The sequence below is a fragment of the Paraburkholderia bryophila genome (assembly GCF_003269035.1).
GTDB lineage: Bacteria > Pseudomonadota > Gammaproteobacteria > Burkholderiales > Burkholderiaceae > Paraburkholderia > Paraburkholderia bryophila.
On the sequence record NZ_QLTK01000005.1, the window covers coordinates 340,510 to 360,017 of the forward strand.

Here is a 19,508-nt window from a genome sequence, read left to right on the forward strand (position 1 = left end):
ACGCGAGGGCGGTCAACGCAGCGTCCGGAAGCTCAAGCGAACTTCATCCACGAACGCCTGCGGCTGCTCCCATGCCGCGAAATGGCCGCCTTTCGCAAGACGGTTGTAATGGATCAGCTTCGGATACGCGTTCTCCGCCCAACTCTGCGGAGCCGCATAGATCTCATCCGGAAACACGCTCACGGCAACAGGAATTGCAACGTGCTTCGGTGCGAAGAAGTTGAGCTTGTTTTCCCAGTAAAGCCGCGCGGACGAAACGCCCGTATTCGTCAACCAGTAGAGCGTGACGTTGTCGAGCACGTCGTCCCGTGTCAGTCCCTCGGTCTGCCCGTCAAACACGCGCGCGATCATTGCCTGACTCGCGGCGTCGTGATCCAGCATCCATGCGGCGAGGCCGATAGGCGAATCTTCGATTCCATACAGCGTCTGCGGACGGTTCGCCATCTCCTGCGCATACCCTAGACCATGCTTGTAGAAGTGGTCGAGTTGATCGAAAGCATGCTTCTCATCCGGCGAGAGGCCGGCTGGCGGCGGGTTTCCGTATTTCAATGCATTGGCAATGTCGTCCGGTACGGTAGCTGGCATGTTGGTATGAATGCCGAGCAGTTCCGGCGGCGCTATGAGCGCCATCTGCTCGGTGACCGCATTGCCCCAGTCGCCTCCTTGCGCCACGTAGCGCGTGTATCCAAGACGCTTCATCAATGCGACCCACGCTCGCGCGATTCGCGCAGGATCCCAGCCAGTCGTATTCGGCTTGCCTGAGAAACCGTAGCCCGGCAGCGACGGAATCACCACGTCGAAAGCATCGGCTGCATTCGCGCCGTGAGCCGTCGGGTTGGTCAGTGGATCGATGATCTTCAACTGTTCGATGATCGAGCCGGGCCACCCATGCGTGACGATGACGGGTAACGCACTCTGATGTTTCGATCGAACGTGGATGAAATGGATGTCGAGCCCGTCGATTTCGGTGACGAATTGCGGTAACGCGTTCAGTTTCGCTTCGACCGTACGCCAGTTGTAATTTGTCGACCAATAGCGCGCGAGTTTCTGCATCGTAGCAAGCTGCACGCCTTGCGACGCGTCCGTCACCGTTTCGCGTTCCGGCCAACGTGTCGACTTGATGCGTCTACGCAAATCGGCGAGTTGCGACTCAGGCACGTGCACACTAAGTGAACGGATAGCGGCCTTGTCGCTGCCCGCCGGGGGCGGTGCAACTTCAGTCACTGATTGCGTCGTTTCCGCAAAAGCGAGCTGACCTAAGGAGGCCGCAGCAACGGACGCCGCTGCCACGCCAATAAAGCGACGCCGCGACGGTGCGTTGGAATCGATAACATCTGACACATCCAACTCCTTAACTTTAGTAATCTTAACGATCAAAGATAAAACGACAGAACTTGAGCGATGCAGGGAAGCTCTCGTGGAGAGCCGCCCGCGCGCCATCAGACGTGCATCCTGAACCAGTCGACGGCCTCGCGCGAGGAGGTCGGAAATTCCGCCAGGTAGGGGTCGAAGTGACCGCCCTTGAGCATGACCAGCCGCTTCGGTTCCAGTGCCTGCTCGTACGCCTTGAGCGCCAGATCGGTGACGGCGATGTGGTCATGTTGTGCCACCAGCATCAGGAGCGGAGTCGGTGATACACGATCGATGAACACGCCTGGCGAATACATGCGCGCCCAGCGCGTCGAACGCAGCGTGAGCCTGTTTTCCCAGACACCGTCCGGCACCGGCTGAAGGTAGAAGCTCACGGCATCCGCGGCCTTGTAGGCGGCCGGCACCGCGGGATCGCCGCTGACGATCTGCTGTGTCGCCGGCGGTTCGCCATCGAGTTGCGCGCGCTCGTCGGCCACCAACCTCGCCTCGAAGGCGGCAACGGCCTCCGGCGGAATCCGTCGCAGACCGGTGGCATGACCGTCGACTGTGGGCGCCTGCGCGACCACTGCCTTCAGGCGCCGATCCGTCGCACCGAGCACGATGGCATGCCCGCCAGCAAAGCTCGTCCCCCAGATGCCGATGCGGTTCTCGTCCACTTCCGGGCGCGCCTGCAGATAGGAGACAGCACGGCGCCAGTCCTCGATCTGTTGCCAGGGATTGATGTCTTGCCTTGGCACGCCGCCGCTTTCGCCAAAGTTGCGGTGATCGTGTACGAGGACAACAAAACCGGCTTCAGCGAAAGCGCCGGCAAACGGCTCGATACCATGATATTTCGTCCCCGCAAAACCGTGCGCCATGGTAACGGCCGGCAATGGCGCGTCGTGGTGCTCGGGCACGAACAGCCATGCCGACAAATCGATGCCACCATCGACAGGGAATCGTACGTGATGCTTCTGATACATGAATGCACTCCTGGTTGTTAATCATCGAGATCGCCAAGCAGCCGGCTCAGGTCAAGTTCCGCTTCGCGCGTCTGAAACCCGCGCGCCATAGCGGCTTCCATCCGGCGTTGCGCCGGCAGCGACCGCACGTTTTCCCCGAAGAGACTCGAATCGCGGCGAAAATCTTCGACGGGAGCCAACGCGATGGCATTGACGCGTTCCTTGACCACAGCGTGTCCGGCCGCCGGAAAGCGCGAGATGCGCCGCGCAAGCGATGCGACGAAGTCGCCGAGCGACCCGGCGGGGAGCGCCCGATTGATCCATCCATACCGTTCCGCGATGTCGGCGTCATAGTCCAACGCACTCAGCATCACTTCAAGCGCACGGCCGCGGCCCATCAGGCGGGTGAGGAACTGGGCGGCGCCGCCGCCAGGAACCAATCCGAAGGCGGGTTCCATCTGGCTGAACACCGCCGATTCCCGCGCGGCAAAGCGCATATCGCACGCCAGCACGAATTCGCTGCCCGCGCCGCGCACACGTCCTTCGATCTGCGCGATCGAGACAAGCCGGCTGGCGCTCAGATGGCGAAACAGCAGCGCGATTGAAGGTTCGCCGGTCAACTTTGCGGCTTCCTCGCGATACTCCTTGACCTTCGTCACATCCACGTGCGAGATGAAATAGTCGGGATCGGCACTGCTGAAGACGAGCACCTTGATGCCGTCATCGGCTTCAGCGTCCTCGATCAGCGCGACGAGGTCGCGCACGAGTTCGGGGCCGAGCAGGTTCATGGGTGGCGCGAATATCTTCACGAACAGAACCGCGTCGTCGCGGTTCACTTTGAGCGTCTTGAATGTCATGGCTGATTTCCGATGGGCAAGTCGAAATTGGCGGGTGGAACACGAGGCCGACCACCTTGGACAGCGGCGCACAGGATGCGCAAGCGCGGCCGGATCGCCACAGAATCTAGGCCGTTCCAGGTCCTTTGAGTAGCCAGTACAATTGAGAACTGACCTCTCATTGGTGGAAGGCCATGGATCGATTCGAGGCAATGGGCATCTTGCTGGCGGCCATAGACACGGGAAGCCTGTCCGCAGCCAGTCGAAAACTTCGTATTCCTTTGGCTACCGTGAGCCGACGCGTTACCGAGCTGGAGGCACACCTGAATGTGCAATTGCTCGTGCGCGGCACCCGCGCGCTGACACTGACGGAGGCCGGGCGCGGCTACGTGGCGTCATGCCGGCGTGTTCTCGATGAGGTCGCGGAAATCGAACGCACGACTTCCGGCGAATATCAGACCCCGCAGGGAGAACTGGTAATCAGCGTGCCGCCCATGATGGGGCGCATCCACGTCATGCCGGTGATAGTCGAATTTCTGGCCGCGTTTCCGCAAATCCGCATGCGCGTGCAACTGACGGACCGGCTCGTCAATCTGCTCGATGAGCGTGTGGATCTCGTACTGCGGCTTGGCGAACAACCCAGCAGCAGCCTGATTTCAACGCGTGCCGGCCTGCACCGGCAAGTGCTGTGCGCGAGCCCTGCTTACCTGAAAAAGCATGGGACACCGCGTAAGCCCGAAGATCTTCTCTCGCACGACTGCGTGTCATATGAAGGGTATGCGGTGGGCAGCAAATGGGAATTTCGCTCCAGAGGCCGCACATTAATGATCGAGGTGCCGTCCCGTCTGGTGGTGAGTTCAGTGGAGGCTGCCGTCGTTGCCGCGGCGGAAGGTGCGGGGATCGCACGGGTCGTGTCATACCAGATTGAAGAACAGCTGAAATCCGGCAGTCTGGTGTCGCTTCTGGAAGCCTTCGAGCCCCCACCATCGCCTGTGAACCTCATGTACGCAGCCCAACGCCAGATGCCGCTCAAGCTGCGGGCGTTTATCGATTTTGCGGTCCCGAGATTGAGGGAAAGGCTCGGCCTTACGGACGCCGCAGATCCGCGGCCGCCACGTCCGCCCCGCAGGCGGGCGACTTCGTCTTAAGACCACGCGCCACTAGCAGGTAGCACATACTCCGAATTGGATAGCGGCGTTCGCCGGTAGTGACACGTGGGTGGGGTTGAAAATCCGCGCCCGACTCCGAGTATCCAAGATCTGACTCGCTGCCCGCCGTTTAGCCGTCGCGCAACTAAATGCCCATCGCATCAGCTCGGTAATTGCCTTCCAGAAACGGAAGGGAAGTTCCCAATTCCACCGGCTACCCGAAGAACGACGAAAGCTTTAGATTCTGTGCAGTACCGCGAGAAGTTTCCAACGGGTCGGCACGATCGGACCAAAGCATCACGCTGGCCGATTCGTGAAATCGTGCGCTACGAATGTCAGCGCATCGGATTGGCGACCACGCAGAAGCCTATACGCAAGAGCACTCCATTCACCAGGCAGAGCGCAGATGACCAGTCATTCTTCGACAAGTAATCGTGCAGGTGCCGATCACATTGTTGCCGATTGGAGGCGATGTCTGTTCGGATCTGGCTTGGGTGGAGGCCCGCTCTCATGATCACTCTGTCCGTTACCCGGATACTGTCGATGCTGCCCAAATGGCGAGCGAAGCAGCAGTGGCTTTTTTCGGTCAAGGTATTCGGCGCCGCGATGCTGTCGCTCTATATCGCGCTCGCACTTGGCCTGGATCACCCCTATTGGGCCATGGCGACGGTCTATCTGGTTTCGAATCCGCTGGACGGTGCGACACGCTCGAAGAGCGCCTATCGCATCGCCGGCACCGTGCTGGGTGCCGCTGCGGCGCTCGTGCTGGTGCCGCCGTTGGTCAACGAACCGTTGGCCCTGATGGCGGCGATCTCGTTCTGGACAGCTGCACTGCTGTACCTGTCCCAGATGGAGCGTGGGCCGCGAAGCTATACGTTCCTGCTGGCAGCGTTCACGCTGCCGATCGTCGCCTTACCGACAGTCACTGACCCGACTACCGTGTTCGACGTGGCGCTGGTACGGGTCGAGGAAACTGTAATCGGCATCGTCTGCGCCAGTGTGGTTGCCACTCTGATATTTCCGACCCGCGTCGCAACAGTGTTGCGCGCGCAATCGCAAACGTGGCTTGCCGATGCGGCGCTGTGGGTCACCGACATGCTATCCGGAGATCCGCGAAACGTTGTGCGCCATGACAGCCGCAACCGCCTGGCGGCCAATATCAGCGCAATCGGCCATCTTGTCGATCACCTTTCCTATGAGACTGATAGTCCGGCAGCAATGGCAAGCGCCCGTGCGCTTCACGAACGGATGACCATGCTGCTTCCCGTGTTGTCGGCGCTCGCGCAGGTGGTGCATGCGCTGCGCGAGCATAGCGCCGGGGTGCCACCGGCGCTGGTCGTGCGGATCGCCGCGGTCGGCGCGTGGGTACGAGCCGAGGCAGGCGCGGCACACCCTGATTCCGACGCTGAGAAAGGTAGCGTCTCGACCGGCCGCGCAAGCTCACCGGGCTGGCACGCGGACCTGGTGACGGCGGCAGAGCGGCATCTCGACACGCTCGCAGACCTCTGGGAAGACTGTCTGGTTTTGCAACGGCGCATTGGCAAGGACACGCCGTCGGTATCGATGCCGATGTTGCGCTATCGCGGCGAACCGGCCGCGCGCGTCTACCACCACGATCATTTGCTGTTGCTGTTTCAGGCGGTGTCGGCGGGGGTAGCCATATTTTGCGTCGGCGAATTCTGGATCGTCTCGGGTTGGGAAAACGGCGCTGGGCCCGTCGGGCTGGCGGCGTCGACGATCTGCCTTCTGTCCGGCGTCGACCAGCCGCGCAAGGTGGCATGGCGCTTTGTGAGCTGGAGTGCAGTTTGCCTGCTGGTGGTCTGGTTCTACCTGTTCGTAGTGCTGCCCCAGGCCCATGATTTCGAAGCGCTGGTGGCTCTGCTGGCGCTGCCGTACATCGTCATCGGCGCCCTGATCGTGCGCCCTGGCTTCAATATGTATGCGGTGCTGTTGTCGGTGAACGCGGTCACGTTTGCGAATGTGCAGACGCTCTACGAGGCACGCTTCGATGATCTCTTCAACAGCAGCCTGGCGATCTTCGCCGGGATGTCGTTCGCGCCGCTCTGGTACATGCTCACGCGGCCATTCGGTCAGCATCTGGCAGCCAACCGGTTGATCCGCGCTAACTGGCGCGATATCGCGCATGGGGCGGATCACGGCGGGTGGGTTGCGTCGCCGCTGCTTCGCTCCCGGATGCTTGACCGGCTTGCGCGATTGATACCCATGCTATCGGCCGGGCAGGAAGCTTCTGCGCACGACGAATTTGTCGGACTTCAGGTGGGCTTCGACACGCTGGCGTTGCAGCGCGATACGGCGGACATGGCGCCGCCGACGCAGCGTGCCGTGGTCCGCGTGCTACGTGCGCTGACAATTTACTCGAGTCGCCGATGCGGTCAAGCACAGCCGGTTGAAGCGCCTGCGGCACTGGCGACGCGTATCGATGCCGCCTGTCACGCCGTCTCCCTTCAGCCGACGCCCAATGCGCGCTTGGCCTTGACCGCGCTGATTGGGCTGCGTCTGACGCTATTCCCGGATAACCGGCCTGCCCCTTGAGCGGACGATGACGATGCCAAGTGAGATCGACGTCTACGGTGTGTTCGTCCCGAGCCTGCTCGTGCTGATGCTGTTGGCGTTCGGACTGACCGCGGTACTGCGCGGACTGTTGGCACGTTTCGGCTTCTATCGACGAGTCTGGCACCGGTCACTGTTCAATGCGTGCCTCTACATCATCATGCTTGGCGCCTTGCTGGCGCTTGCGCAAAGAGTCTCATCATGAAGCGTATTGTTTTTCACCTCGGTCCGGTCCTGCTCACGATGTTGGCCGTATGCGTTTCGGCTTTCGTTGGGTTGCATCTGTGGAACTACTACACGAAGGCGCCGTGGACCCGCGATGGCCACGTGCGCGCCGACATCGTTGAGGTCGCGCCCGACGTATCGGGGCTGGTGACCGAGGTGTATGTGAAGGACAACGCGCAGGTGCATCGCGGACAGGTCCTGTTCGTGATCGATCCGCAGCGATTCGATCTCGCGCTGCAACAGGCCGAGGCGACCGCGGCCAGTTACCGTGCTGCACTGGCCGAGGCGCGCCGCGAAGCCGCACGCAACCGCTCGTTGGCAGACGTAGTGGCGCGCGAGACAGTCGAGGCCACGCAGGCGCGCGTCGAACAAGGCGAAGCTGCACTTGCGCAGGCCGAAGCCGCCGTCGCTGTCGCGCGGCTCAATATCGAGCGCTCGCGTGTCTTGAGTCCCGTCAACGGCTTCGTCAATGACCGCATGCCACGGCCTGGCGATTACGCCAACGCTGGCAAGCCCGCGCTTTCGGCGGTGGACAGCGACTCGCTGTATGTCGAGGGGTATTTCGAGGAAACCAAGCTTCCTCGCATCCGTATCGGCAATCCCGTCGACGTGCGCATCATGGGCGAAGGCACCGTGCTGCACGGTCACGTCGAGAGTATTGCGGCGGGCATCGAGGATCGCAACCGCAGCGCCGGATCGAACCTGTTACCCAATGTGAACCCGACTTTCAACTGGGTGCGTCTGGCGCAGCGGGTGCCAGTCCGTGTGATGCTTGACAACGTGCCCGCCGAAGTACAGTTGGTTTCCGGGCGGACCGCAACCGTCAGCGTCCGTGGCGAACGCGCGTCCGTGGTGAGCGCAAGCCGGGAGACGCGGCAATGAACGTTCACATCTGGCTTGTGCGTGCCGCTGGCGCGCTGATGATCGCGCTATCGTCGAGTTGCATGACCGTCGGCCCGGACTATCACGTGCCTGAGAAAGCCGTGGTTCAATTGCCGATCATCAAGGGTCCTTTGCAGGGTTCCGATGATCCCGCGATCTCGTTAGCGCCGCTGCCGGATGACTGGTGGAAGCTGTACGATGATCCGAAGCTCGATGGACTCGTGCAGGGGGCTCTGCGTGCCAATACCGACCTCCGCGTCGCCGCCGCCAACCTTCGGCGTTCTCTCGCGAACTTCCAGGAGGTGCAGGCGGAGCACCTGGTCCAAGGCAACATCGCGGCTGAAACGAGTCGCGAGCAGTATTCGGGCGAAGCTTTTCTGACGAACCAACAGCCCCCTGTCATCAATGTTGGCAGCTATGGCATCTCAGTGTCGTATCTCATCGACCTCTTCGGCAAACTGGAACGCGCAGACGAGGCGTCGCTTGCCGCGGCGCAGGCCAGCCAGGCCGCGCTCGACTCGACCCGTGTGATGGTAGTGTCGCAGACGGTTCTTGCCTATGTGCAGGGTTGCGCAGCCACCCATGAACTTGAAGTTGCACAGCGCCAGCTCGCACTCCAGGAAAGCGCCGTCACATTGACACGCAAACTGGTGGATGCAGGCCGCAACCAGCCGGCCGACGTCTCGCAGGCACGATCGCAGGCGGAAAGCCTGCGCGCGAGCTTGCCGCGGTTTCGCGCCGAACAGGCGGCCGCTGCCTATCGACTGTCGGTCATGCTGGGTCAGCCGCCGGGCGCGCCGTCTTTGCCGCAAGCAGAGTGTCGCGAGGAGCCGCGTCTGAAACAGCCTCTTCCGGTCGGCGACGGCGCTGCGCTGCTCAAGCGTCGGCCCGATGTCCGGCAGGCCGAACGCGAACTGGCATCCTCCACCGCGAAAATCGGCGTTGCGACCGCCGATCTCTATCCTTCGATCAGCCTCGGCGCTACAGGCGGTGTAGCAGGCGCCCTGTCCCATCTCGGCATGGGCGACACGCGCCACTGGAGTTTCGGCTCGCTGGTGACGTGGAATTTCCCGACCAATGGCGCCCGGGCCCGCGTCCGCGGCGCGGAAGCCGGCACCGATGCGTCGCTGGCACACTTTGACGGCGTAGTCCTGAAGGCGCTGGAGGAAACGCAGAGCGCGCTGGCTCGCTATACCAACGAGCTTAGCCGGAATGGCTCACTGCGCGAAGCACGCGACCAGGCCAGCGTGGTTGCTCATGAACAACGCCGCCTCTACCAGGGTGGGCGCGTGCCCTATCTTTCGAGTCTGGATGCCGACCGCACGCTTGCTAACGCCGAGGCGGCACTCGCAGAATCAAACGCGCAAATCGCGTACGACCAGGTGAGTGTGTTCCAGTCGCTGGGTGGCGGATGGCAGCACGATGCTGCTTCACTGCATGAATGACGCAGTGGCCATCGCTCTTCGGTTTGTCCCGAACGGCAAGATCAAACAGGTCAAACTTGAGCGGAGAACCCGCTTGAGCATGGACTACCGGTGACACGCTCGCGGGCGCTCAGACGCACTCAAAGTGCTGCAGCTCTCACCATTTCACTGCCGATACCGACCTCACATCCGCAATGCATCTTCAATCGGCATACCGATTGTCCTCAACGATAAAGATGATCGTGTAGTAATCGTTGAGAAGTTCAATCACCAGCCGCGCCGAAATTCAGTGCGGAAGTCGGCTTATCCACACACCATCCAAAACGCCGATTCAAGCATGCGCACGTGCCTCACGCCGTACTTCTTGAGGAGGCAGGCCAAACCCTCGCATAAACGCTTCGCGCATATGCCGCCGATCACGAAACCCCGTCTCCCTGGCGATCACTTCCAACGAATGCCGGCTCTTCTCGATCATCAATCGCGCAGCTTCGAGTCGCAGCCCTTCGATCGCCTTTGCGGGTGATTGTCCGGTTTCCACCGTAAACACCCGGCTGAACTGCCGTGGACTCAAATGCGCCGAATTCGCGAGCTCCTCCACGGTGAGCGGCCGCTTCAGGTTCTTGCGCGCATAGTTCAGCGCGTCCTGAATGCGGTCCGACTTCGGCGCAAGATCCAGCATTTCCGAGTGCTGCGACTGGCCACCCGTGCGCCGCTGCGGCATCACGAGCTTGTGTGCGACCGAACGCGCTATCTCGGCGCCGAGATCTTTCTCGACCATCCCAAGTGCAAGGTCGAGCCCCGCAGTCATGCCCGCCGATGTCCAGATCGGTCCATCGACGATGTAGATGCGATCTTCCTCGATATGGATGTCAGGAAACCGGCTCATCATCGAGCGCGCGTGGGCCCAATGCGTCGTCGCGCGCCGGTTCGCGAGCAGCCCCGCCTCTGCAAGCACGAACCCGCCCGTGCAGATACCCGCAATGCGTCGCGCGCGTGTGGCGGATTTGCGCAAAAACACGAGCATTTCGTCTGGCGGCGGCGAGCTAAGTGGCGAGTTGACGCCCGCCGCGATCCACGTGTCGATCGCGGCGCGCGCCGGAAGCGCTCGCGTCACCACACACATCCCGAACGAGGAGCGCACCTCGCCGCCCGCCACCGAAAAGTTCTCGATCGAGTAGAAGCTTTCTCGCGCTGCAACATTCGCGTATTCGAAAACCGACTGCGACGCGAGCGCCATCACCTGAAAGCCATCACTTAATAGATATCCGATCCGGTGCATGGTGGCCCTCCTCTATTCATCGGGTCAAAGAAGCGCATTTGATCGGATGTCGTGAATGATGACCTTATACGTCATTTGCGCCATCGGGATCACGGCCCACAATGGGTTCATGCAACACCGATAAACCTACAACCGGAGTACATCAAGATGCAAGTACATCAGGGTACGGCTCTCATCACGGGTGCGTCCACGGGCATCGGCGCGGTCTACGCCGAACGGCTCGCGCAGCGCGGCTACGATCTGATACTGGTTGCGCGCAGGCGCGATCGGCTCGTGAGTCTCGCCGAACGCATCGCAAACGAAACACGGCGGTCCGTCGAAGTCATCGCCGCCGATCTCAACGACGCGACTTCACTCGCCACCGTAGAAGCGAAATTAAAGGAAGACGCGAGCATTACGTTGCTCGTGAACAATGCGGGTGTTGGCACGCATACGCCGCTGCTCGACAGCGATGTGGACGCGATGACGCGGATGATCGATCTGAACGTCAGCGCACTCACGCGCCTCACGTACGCCGTAGTCCCGGGCTTCGTCTCGCGCGGCAAGGGCGAGATTATCAACATCTCATCGATCGTCGGTATCGCGCCGGAACGCCTGAACGGCGTATATGGCGGCACCAAGGCCTTCGTGCTCGCGTTTAGCCGGTCGCTGCAGCACGAACTCTCTCGCCACGGCGTGAAGATTCAGGCGGTGCTGCCTGGCGCCACGGCCACCGATTTCTGGCAGAACGGCGGCTTGCCGGTCGAGAACCTCAATCCGGCGATTGTCATGTCCGCAGCCGACATGGTCGACGCGGCGCTCAATGGCTTCGATCGGGACGAACTCTTCACGATTCCGGCACTGCAAGACGCAGCGAAGTGGGACACTTTCGAAGCTGCGCGCGAAGCGCTGTTGCCTGAACTATCCAACCGGACACCGGCGCCTCGCTATACCATCGGTAACGAAGAACTGTCCTAGCGCGCGACGAAACGATCGCGCCTGAGTCCGCGGTTTCGACGCGATACGGTAACAGTGCGTGCCACAGCGCGCGCCACAAGACCGCCCATCCACTGACGAGGAATATCACCATGGCAACGATTTCGACGGCGCAACGCCGGCGTCGTCCGTCCACCATTTCCGGCGCAACTGTACTCAGCTTATTGCTGGCCTGGGGTTTCAGTTCCGCTCATGCGGTCGCGCCGACGAATCAACCCGCTGCGAGCCCGCAGGTCGCGGCCGAAGACGATTCAATTCGGCCCTTCCACATTCATGTGCCGGACAAGACACTCGCCGATCTCCGGCGCCGCATCGCCGCGACCCGCTGGCCCGACAAGGAAACGGTCTCCGATCAGACACAGGGTGTGCAGGAGGCCGACATCCAGGCGCTGGTGCGTTATTGGGGAACCGGCTACGACTGGCGTAAAGCGGAGGCCAGGTTGAATACATTGCCGATGTTCGTGACCACGATCGATGGTGTCGATATCCAGTTCATTCACGTGAAGTCTACTCAGCCGAATGCCCTGCCTCTGATCATCACCCACGGCTGGCCAGGATCGCCGCTGGAACTCGAAAAGGCGATTGGCCCGCTCACCGACCCAACCGCTCATGGCGGCCGCGCGGAGGACGCCTTCGACGTCGTCATTCCGTCGATGCCAGGCTACGGGTTCTCGGGCAAGCCGACGGACGCCGGCTGGGGTCCCGATCGCATCGCGCGGGCCTGGGATGTGTTGATGAAGCGCCTGGGATACCAGCACTACGTGTCGCAAGGCGGCGACTGGGGCTCGGTGATCGCGGATGCGATGGGGCGTCAGGCCCCGCCGGGACTCCTCGGCATTCACGTCAACATGCCCGCGACGGTGCCCCCGGAGGTCGCGAAGGCACTGAGCGATGGCCAGGCAGCCCCGGCCGGGTTATCCAGCGAGGAAAAAGCAGCATACGAATCGCTCGCCAATCTGTACAAAAAGGGTGGCGGCTATGCCGCCATGATGGTCACCCGTCCGCAAACCGAGGGCTACGGCCTCGCCGATTCGCCAGCGGGCCAGGCGGCGTGGATGTACGACAAATTCGCGGCCTGGACTTATAGCGGCGGCCACCCGGAGCGCTCGCTCACGAGGGACGAGATGCTCGACGACATCACGCTGTACTGGGTGACTAATACCTCCACTTCGGCGGCGCGGCTCTATTGGGAAAACAACAACAATAACTTCAACGCCGTCGAGCAGAAAACGGCCGATATCTCGGTCCCGGTGGCCGTGACGGTGTTTCCGGGCGAAATCTATCGGGCGCCACGTAGTTGGACTGAGCGCAGTTATCCCAAACTCACCTATTTTCACGAGGTAGACAAGGGCGGCCACTTCGCAGCATGGGAGCAACCTCAACTCTATGCAGAGGAACTCCGCGCGGCATTCAGACCGCTGCGTCAGCAACAGTGACAGAGTGCCGGTTGCTGTCGCGCGAGCGCGCCGCAGCAACTGCGCACGAGACCTGTCGGTACTCGACGGCCAAGCGCGCGAAGGTCGATGTGATCACTAGCGCCCCAAGCAGCGATCGACACAATCTCATAGGACATAGAGCCATGCCGGAAGAAATCACCTCTCGCCGCCGCCTGTTGCAGGCGACGATCGCAGGCGTTGGCCTGCTCGAACTCGGGCTCGGACTGAACCCGCCTGCCAACGCGCAATCGGCCGGAAGCACGCGCCCTATCGACTCCGACGCCCGTGCACGCATCGCATCGTTTGAGACAATGCACCAGGTCAATGCAGGCGCGCTGAGCATCGGGTATGCGGAAGCGGGACCGCACGACGGTCCGGTCGTCATTCTGCTGCACGGCTGGCCTTATGACATCCACAGCTTCGCCGATGTCACGCCATTGCTCGCTGCCGCGGGTTATCGCGTGATCGTGCCGTATCTGCGCGGCTTCGGCTCGACCCGATTTCTGTCCGCCGACACTCCGCGTAACGGACAGCAAGCCGTTCTGGCGGCCGACATCATCGCGCTGATGGACGCGCTGAAAATCGAAACGGCTGTGTTCGGTGGCTTCGACTGGGGCGCGCGCACCGTCAACATCATCGCAGCGCTGTGGCCACAACGATGCAAAGGGATCGTTTCAGTGAGCGGCTATCTGATCGGCAGTCAGTCCGCCGGCCGGGCACCGCTCCCGCCAAAGGCAGAGCTTGCATGGTGGTACCAGTTCTATTTCGCCACCGAGCGCGGTCAGGCCGGGTACGACGCGAACCGCAACGAATTCAACCGACTCGTCTGGCGTCTCGCGTCGCCAAAATGGGACTTCGACGATGCGACCTACAATCGCTCCGCGCAGTCCTTCGTGAACCCGGATCATGTCGCCGTGGTGATTCACAACTACCGCTGGCGTCTCGGACTCGCGCGGGGCGAATCGCAATACGCCGGGCTTGAACAGTGCCTCGCCGCCGCGCCGACTATCGGCGTGCCGACCATCACGCTCGAAGGCGACACGAATGGCGCGCCGCATCCGGATCCGTCAGCGTACGCGAAGATGTTCACGGGCAAATACGCGCACCGAACCATCAACGGCGGAATCGGCCACAATCTGCCGCAGGAAGCGCCGAAGGACTTTGCGGACGCGGTCATCGAAGTCGCGGGTGACTAAGCTCTTGCCTGTCGGGCGAAGCATGCTTATCGACGACGCATCCGCTCGCTGCCGGCCGCGTCGTCGCCCATCAGACGACTGTCACCGTCACTTCGATGTTGCCGCGCAACGCCTTCGAGTACGGGCAGGTCTGATGTGCGGCCGCTGCGATCGCTTCGGCGACCTCGCGCGCGATGCCCGGCAGGCTGACCGCGAGCCGCGCACGCAGAAAGTACGCGCCGTCGTCGACGCCGAGATCGACTTCCGCATCGACAGCGGTCTCGGCGGGGAGGCGCACTTTCATGCTCGCGGCTGCCTTAGTCATCGCGCCGATAAAGCAGGCGGACCATCCCGCGGCCAGCATCTGCTCCGGGTTCGTGCCGATGCCGGGGCCGCCGGGCGAACTCAGTTTGACGTCGAGACGGCCGTCGGTGCTGCGGGCCGAGCCGTCGCGGCCTCCGGTGACGTGGGTTTTGCCGGTATAAAGAATGGTGTCAGTTTGCGTGTTCATGTCGTGTATCTCCGATTTAATGGTGAGCAAAAAGCGACGCCGTGCCGGCGGTCGTAGTGGTTCGCGCGCCTGCTTGCGAAACCGTATCGGCGACGCCACCGTATCCGCTCGCTTTGGAATCTGCGGACATCGATTCGAAGGCGACGGTTTGTGCGCTGACGCCGCGTTGTGATGCAGGTGCGCCAGCGAGCGCGTCGTAGCGTGGTGCGGGACCATAGCCGCTTGCGAATGCCGTGCCTGCGATGGCGCTGGTAGCAATGACCGCGGCGGTAACGATGCGTTTGAACATGATTGACCTCGATGCAATGGGATGTCGATATGAATGGGAGAGATCAGCTGCCGCGATACAGATTTGCCAGCGCGGCGATCTGCTCGTCCTTTTGCGCCTGCGCCAGTTCGTTGCGCACTTCCGCACGCGTCTTGCCCTGCTGGCGATGAACCTGCGTCCGGTTCTGATCGACATTCGTGGTGACATCGGCTTGCGCGACGCCGGCAATTGCGCTGAGTGCGAGAAACAGCGTGGTGATCGATTTTTTCATGATGTGCTCCTGGAGAAGAATGAGTAAGTAGCTGAAACTGGCGGCGCTTCGGACGGCTTGTTTCGTCTGCTGCCGTTGATGTATTTGAACCTGCTGGTGTATCTGGCTTGTTTCTGAATCGACCTTGCTATGCAATGTTTTGTATCAGGCCCAAATCAGATACGTTCGAATACAAAGCTCATTTCTGCGCAAGCAGATTGCGGATCGCGGTTTCCGTCTGCGCGTATTCGCCTTCGCCGAAATGCGCGTACGCGACCTTGCCGTGCTTGTCGATCAGATAGAACGCCGGCCAGTAGCGGTTGCTGTAAGCGGTCCACGTTGCGTAACGGTTGTCTTGTGCGACGGGATACGTGATGCCGAAACGTTCGATCGCGCGCTTGACGTTGCCCGTGTCGCGTTCAAAAGGATATTCGGGCGTATGCACGCCAATCACAACAAGTCCATGGTCCTTGTACTTCTGGTTCCACGACTTCACTGCCGGGAGCGTGTTGATGCAGTTCGCACAGGTATAGGTCCAGAAATCCACCAGCACGACCTTGCCGCGCAAGCGCTCGAGCGTGAGCGGTTCGCTGTTGAGCCATTGGTCGATGCCAGTGAATTCCGGCGCATCGCCATTTGTGGATTCGTTTGCAGCTTCGTTCGTGCCATGAGACGCCGACGCGGCGATGGCGGCAATGGTGCTCGCGGCGGCGACCGCGCAGGCTGCGATCGCAGCGGTGTTTCTGATGTGTTTAAGCATGACCTTGTCCTCGGGTTGACGAGCCGATGTCGTACCGGCATGAACCGTATTGGACGTGCCCGAGGTATCCTGACTGTGTCGGGCGAAGGCGCTTATGAAAGGCTGTGTATCGCGCGAAAGCGTAGATACACTACGATACAAAAACCCGCTTCCGCGCGATCAAACGTGCGCTATAAAGCTGGCATGCGAAACGAAACGAGATTGCCATGAAACGCATGCTAACCATCGTCGCGCTCCTCGCCGGCGGACTGGCGGCGGAACTGATGTATCCGGTGCAATGCCTGTTGATCGCACCGAAGGCAACATCGATCAAACGCAAAACACGCTGAAGCGAGATGGAAAACTCCGACCACATATTGATTGTCGACGACGATCGCGGCATTCGCGAATTGCTCGCGACGTATCTGGAAAAGCACGGCGTACGTGTATCGCTGGCGGCCAACGGGCGCCAGATGCGCACGGTGCTCGAACAGACCGGCGCGCCGGATCTGATCGTGCTTGACCTGATGCTGCCTGGCGAAGACGGCCTCGAACTGTGTCGCGAGCTGCGCTCGGGCAAGTACCGCGCCGTGCCCGTGCTGATGCTCACCGCGCGCAACGAAGAAGCGGACCGTATCCTCGGCCTCGAAATGGGCGCTGACGACTACCTCCCCAAGCCTTTCGCCGTGCGCGAACTGCTCGCGCGCATCAAGTCGGTGTTGCGCCGCACGCGCATGCTGCCGCCGGGCATGGAAGTGACGGAATCGTCGCCGGTGCTGTGCTTTGGCGACTGGCGACTCGACACCACCGCGCGTCATCTGCTCGACGCCGAAGGCACGATGGTCGCGCTGTCGGGCGCGGAGTACCGGTTGCTGCGTGTGTTTCTCGATCATCCGCAGCGCGTGCTCACGCGCGACCAGCTGCTCAATCTGACGCAAGGGCGTCAGGCCGATGCGTTCGACCGGTCAATCGATCTGCTGGTGAGCCGTCTACGTCAACGTCTGCGCGACGAAGCGCGCGAGGCGCGTTACATCAAGACACTGCGAAGCGAAGGCTACGTCTTTTCGGCAGCCGTGACGCCGGGCGGGAGCGGCCAATGAGTCCGTCGATTTCCACGCAAGCGCCGCACACGCCGGGTTTTCTGCATTGGCCGCGCACACTGTATGCGCAGCTCGCGCTGATCCTTGTCGTCGGTTTGGCGATTGCGCAGGCGGCGTCGTTCTGGTTGACCGTGGCCGAGCGCGACCAGAGCATGACAAACGTGATGACCGGTTACGTCGAGCGCGAGGTGACGAGTTCCGTTGCGCTGCTCGATCACCTGCCGCCGGCCGAGCGCGCCGCATGGCTGCCGAAGCTGGCGCGTCGCAGCTACACGTTCATCCTCGGCCCGGGAGAAACCGGCGCGCCGCCCGATGCGACGCTCTCCGAACGTTTCGCAGAGTCAATCGAAGCGGGTATCGGCAAGCGCTATCCGCTGACCGTCAACACGATTCCCGGCGATGCCGAGCGCTTCCAGGTACATCTGAAGCTAAGCGACGGCGCGCCGCTCACGATCGACATGCGTCCGACGCAAGGCACGCCGCTTTCCGGCTGGCTGCCCGCGGTGCTCTTGCTGGAACTCGTCGTGCTGGCCACATGCTGCTGGCTCGCGGTGCGAATCGCGACGCGTCCGCTCAAGCAGCTCGCTAAAGCCGCCAATGCGCTCGGCCCCGATCTGAAAGCGCAGCGCTTACCTGAAACGGGTCCCGACGAAATCGCCAGTGCTGCCAAGGCCTTCAATGCGATGCAGGATCGCATCGCCATGTACACGGCACAGCGGATGCAGATCCTCGCAGCCATCACACACGATCTGCAGACGCCAATCACGCGCATGCGTTTGCGAGTCGACATGATGGACGACAGTGCGACCGGGGAGAAGCTGCGGCAGGATCTCGAGGAAATGGAAACGCTCGTGAAGGAAGGCGTGACATACGCGCGCGCTTTGCACGGGACACGCGAAGAACCCGTGCGTATCGATCCGGATGCGCTGATCGGCAGTATCGTCGATGACTATCGCGATGCGGGACGGCCCGTGACCTTGCAAGGCTGCATTGGCCACGCGATGACGGCACGCCCGAAATCACTGAAACGCATCGTCGGCAATCTCGTCGACAACGCGCTGAAGTACTCAGGCGAGGCTGACGTCGTCGTCGAAGTGAGCGCGATGGGTGATGGCCACATCCGCGTTTCGGTGCTCGATCGCGGCCCGGGCATTCCGGAAGAGTCGCTGGAAGCCGTCTTCGAACCGTTCGTTCGGCTCGAAGCGTCGCGTAACCGGCAGACCGGCGGAACGGGCTTGGGACTTGCCATTGCACGGCAACTCGCGGGTGCGACGAATGGAGTGCTGACGTTGATCAACCGTGAAGAAGGCGGCCTTGAAGCGCGACTCGTCATTTAATTGAATTGCAGGGTCGCGCGCCGTGCCGACGAGTCGGTTCTAAAGGCCGACATTGACGAGGCACTGCCAATTAATGGGCGTCATTCCAGACTAATGGCTGGGTGGAACAATGACGCAATACGACAACCTGACATCGCCTGGCTATGCAGTCGGGGACCCTGGCAGGCGTCGCTGTTTGTAATCAGCGCGCGGGTATATGCTGCAATCGTTCCGCAGTCGCAGGTTTGCCATCTCGCCGGCATCGGTGCTCATTGTCTGGAGTAGCGATGAACACTAGCGCACACACAAACGCCCCCGCTCCCTGTCAACTGGTGCAAGCCGGGCCACAGTTCAAAGGGAAGCAGGGGTTGACCTACGCTGTAGGGATCTCGGCTGAAAGCGTGGGATCGAAGTTCGTGCATCTTCAGCTTGCCACGATTCCTCCAGGCGCTCGCGCCAAAGCGCACCTGCACGCGGAGCACGAGACTGCCATCTATCAGCTGAGCGGCATTTCGGGCTGCTGGTATGGCGAACGACTGGAACACCATGCGCGGGTCCGGGCCGGGGACTTTTTCTACATTCCCGCAGGGACGCCACATGTGCCGTACAACGCGAGCGCGGACGAAGCGTGCGTTGCAGTAATTGCCCGCACGGCCCCGAACGAACAGGAAAGCGTGACCATGAGACCCGATCTCGATGCTTTGCCTGACTGGTCGAGCATCACGCTCACGCGGCGGTGAATGCGGTGAACGCGACGAAGCAGCTTTGCATCACACCGGCAGGCATACTGTGCGCAAACGGTCGAAGGCTTCGCCTCGATTAGTGGCCAGGGCGCAGCCGGGGACGAAATATTAGTCGTGCAACGACCCGCGCTGATGCCGGTGATAACCCGGTTTATCAGCGTAAGACGCGACCACGTGAGCCGGCGCGATGATCTACGGGTGCCTATTCGTGAAGGTCCCAGATCGACCCTTCTCCGACATACCGTTATGCGGGCGGAATGGCCGCTAACCGTAGTTGAACCGTCAGATCGCGCCGGTGTACATCAAAGATCGCGGAGA

The 19,508-nt window shown here is 61.5% G+C and carries 20 protein-coding genes; 12 read left to right on the forward strand and 8 right to left on the reverse strand.

All coding sequences use genetic code 11. From position 1 onward, the window contains the following. Positions 1 to 12: 12 nt before the first annotated feature. From BX591_RS11925 to BX591_RS11935, 3 genes are read right to left on the reverse strand one after another with little or no spacing between them, the layout of a single operon-like run. Positions 13 to 1,440 (reverse strand): epoxide hydrolase family protein, encoded by a 1,428-nt coding sequence (locus BX591_RS11925; RefSeq protein ID WP_176343062.1) that lies wholly within the window; start codon positions 1,438 to 1,440, stop codon positions 13 to 15. Next, positions 1,440 to 2,333, reverse strand: a complete 894-nt coding sequence (locus BX591_RS11930) for an alpha/beta hydrolase (RefSeq protein WP_111931469.1) — start codon at positions 2,331 to 2,333, stop codon at positions 1,440 to 1,442. Before BX591_RS11930 ends, BX591_RS11925 begins: the two co-directional genes overlap by 1 nt. 17 nt (positions 2,334 to 2,350) lie before the next feature. Then, positions 2,351 to 3,148 carry an enoyl-CoA hydratase/isomerase family protein gene (locus tag BX591_RS11935; protein WP_167444536.1) on the reverse strand — a complete coding sequence of 266 codons (798 nt, stop codon included), beginning with the start codon at positions 3,146 to 3,148 and terminating at the stop codon, positions 2,351 to 2,353. A 194-nt stretch (positions 3,149 to 3,342) separates the two neighbouring features. Here BX591_RS11935 and BX591_RS11940 point away from each other — a divergent pair, with 194 nt between their 5' ends. The 5 genes from BX591_RS11940 to BX591_RS11960 all read left to right on the forward strand — a co-directional run bounded on the left by BX591_RS11940 (position 3,343) and on the right by BX591_RS11960 (position 9,419). Further along, positions 3,343 to 4,296 (forward strand): LysR family transcriptional regulator, encoded by a 954-nt coding sequence (locus BX591_RS11940; protein ID WP_111931477.1) that lies wholly within the window; start codon positions 3,343 to 3,345, stop codon positions 4,294 to 4,296. A gap of 510 nt (positions 4,297 to 4,806) precedes the next feature. Beyond that, positions 4,807 to 6,849 (forward strand): FUSC family protein, encoded by a 2,043-nt coding sequence (locus tag BX591_RS11945; RefSeq protein WP_167444537.1) that lies wholly within the window; start codon positions 4,807 to 4,809, stop codon positions 6,847 to 6,849. Between the two features lie 13 nt (positions 6,850 to 6,862). Then, positions 6,863 to 7,072 (forward strand): DUF1656 domain-containing protein, encoded by a 210-nt coding sequence (locus tag BX591_RS11950; protein ID WP_111931557.1) that lies wholly within the window; start codon positions 6,863 to 6,865, stop codon positions 7,070 to 7,072. Next, the gene (locus BX591_RS11955; protein ID WP_111931481.1) at positions 7,069 to 7,974 is read left to right on the forward strand and encodes an efflux RND transporter periplasmic adaptor subunit; all 906 of its coding nucleotides are present in this window, start codon (positions 7,069 to 7,071) and stop codon (positions 7,972 to 7,974) included. Before BX591_RS11950 ends, BX591_RS11955 begins: the two co-directional genes overlap by 4 nt. Next, positions 7,971 to 9,419, forward strand: a complete 1,449-nt coding sequence (locus BX591_RS11960) for an efflux transporter outer membrane subunit (protein WP_111931483.1) — start codon at positions 7,971 to 7,973, stop codon at positions 9,417 to 9,419. Before BX591_RS11955 ends, BX591_RS11960 begins: the two co-directional genes overlap by 4 nt. 310 nt (positions 9,420 to 9,729) lie before the next feature. Here BX591_RS11960 and BX591_RS11965 read toward each other — a convergent pair whose 3' ends face one another. Continuing rightward, on the reverse strand, positions 9,730 to 10,677 hold the full coding sequence (locus BX591_RS11965) for a GlxA family transcriptional regulator (RefSeq protein ID WP_111931485.1): 948 nt from the start codon (positions 10,675 to 10,677) through the stop codon (positions 9,730 to 9,732). Positions 10,678 to 10,824: 147 nt separating this feature from the next. Here BX591_RS11965 and BX591_RS11970 point away from each other — a divergent pair, with 147 nt between their 5' ends. The 3 genes from BX591_RS11970 to BX591_RS11980 all read left to right on the forward strand — a co-directional run bounded on the left by BX591_RS11970 (position 10,825) and on the right by BX591_RS11980 (position 14,284). Beyond that, positions 10,825 to 11,634, forward strand: a complete 810-nt coding sequence (locus BX591_RS11970) for an SDR family NAD(P)-dependent oxidoreductase (protein WP_111931487.1) — start codon at positions 10,825 to 10,827, stop codon at positions 11,632 to 11,634. A 110-nt stretch (positions 11,635 to 11,744) separates the two neighbouring features. Then, complete coding sequence (locus tag BX591_RS11975; RefSeq protein ID WP_111931489.1) at positions 11,745 to 13,088, forward strand: epoxide hydrolase family protein; 1,344 nt, start codon at positions 11,745 to 11,747, stop codon at positions 13,086 to 13,088. 143 nt (positions 13,089 to 13,231) lie between these two features. Next, positions 13,232 to 14,284 carry an alpha/beta hydrolase gene (locus tag BX591_RS11980; protein WP_111931491.1) on the forward strand — a complete coding sequence of 351 codons (1,053 nt, stop codon included), beginning with the start codon at positions 13,232 to 13,234 and terminating at the stop codon, positions 14,282 to 14,284. A gap of 70 nt (positions 14,285 to 14,354) precedes the next feature. Here BX591_RS11980 and BX591_RS11985 read toward each other — a convergent pair whose 3' ends face one another. From BX591_RS11985 to BX591_RS12000, 4 genes are all read right to left on the reverse strand, one after another. Beyond that, on the reverse strand, positions 14,355 to 14,774 hold the full coding sequence (locus BX591_RS11985; protein ID WP_111931493.1) for an organic hydroperoxide resistance protein: 420 nt from the start codon (positions 14,772 to 14,774) through the stop codon (positions 14,355 to 14,357). 16 nt (positions 14,775 to 14,790) lie between these two features. Beyond that, positions 14,791 to 15,063, reverse strand: a complete 273-nt coding sequence (locus tag BX591_RS11990) for a hypothetical protein (RefSeq protein WP_111931495.1) — start codon at positions 15,061 to 15,063, stop codon at positions 14,791 to 14,793. Positions 15,064 to 15,106: 43 nt separating this feature from the next. After that, positions 15,107 to 15,313: a DUF4148 domain-containing protein gene (locus BX591_RS11995; protein WP_111931497.1), complete on the reverse strand. Its 207-nt coding sequence runs from the start codon at positions 15,311 to 15,313 to the stop codon at positions 15,107 to 15,109. Positions 15,314 to 15,491: 178 nt separating this feature from the next. Then, positions 15,492 to 16,052: a thioredoxin family protein gene (locus tag BX591_RS12000; RefSeq protein ID WP_111931499.1), complete on the reverse strand. Its 561-nt coding sequence runs from the start codon at positions 16,050 to 16,052 to the stop codon at positions 15,492 to 15,494. A 206-nt stretch (positions 16,053 to 16,258) separates the two neighbouring features. On the opposite strand from BX591_RS12000, the gene BX591_RS37135 reads away from it, so the two are divergent. From BX591_RS37135 to BX591_RS12015, 4 genes are all read left to right on the forward strand, one after another. Continuing rightward, positions 16,259 to 16,381, forward strand: coding sequence for a hypothetical protein (locus tag BX591_RS37135; RefSeq protein ID WP_276330763.1), 123 nt, complete (start codon positions 16,259 to 16,261; stop codon positions 16,379 to 16,381). A gap of 6 nt (positions 16,382 to 16,387) precedes the next feature. Continuing rightward, positions 16,388 to 17,131, forward strand: coding sequence for a response regulator (locus BX591_RS12005; RefSeq protein ID WP_111931501.1), 744 nt, complete (start codon positions 16,388 to 16,390; stop codon positions 17,129 to 17,131). Next, positions 17,128 to 18,468 carry an ATP-binding protein gene (locus tag BX591_RS12010; RefSeq protein ID WP_111931503.1) on the forward strand — a complete coding sequence of 447 codons (1,341 nt, stop codon included), beginning with the start codon at positions 17,128 to 17,130 and terminating at the stop codon, positions 18,466 to 18,468. The genes BX591_RS12005 and BX591_RS12010 overlap by 4 nt, the downstream gene beginning before the upstream one ends. Before the next feature lie 266 nt (positions 18,469 to 18,734). Further along, on the forward strand, positions 18,735 to 19,187 hold the full coding sequence (locus BX591_RS12015; RefSeq protein WP_111931505.1) for a cupin domain-containing protein: 453 nt from the start codon (positions 18,735 to 18,737) through the stop codon (positions 19,185 to 19,187). Positions 19,188 to 19,508 lie beyond the last annotated feature (321 nt).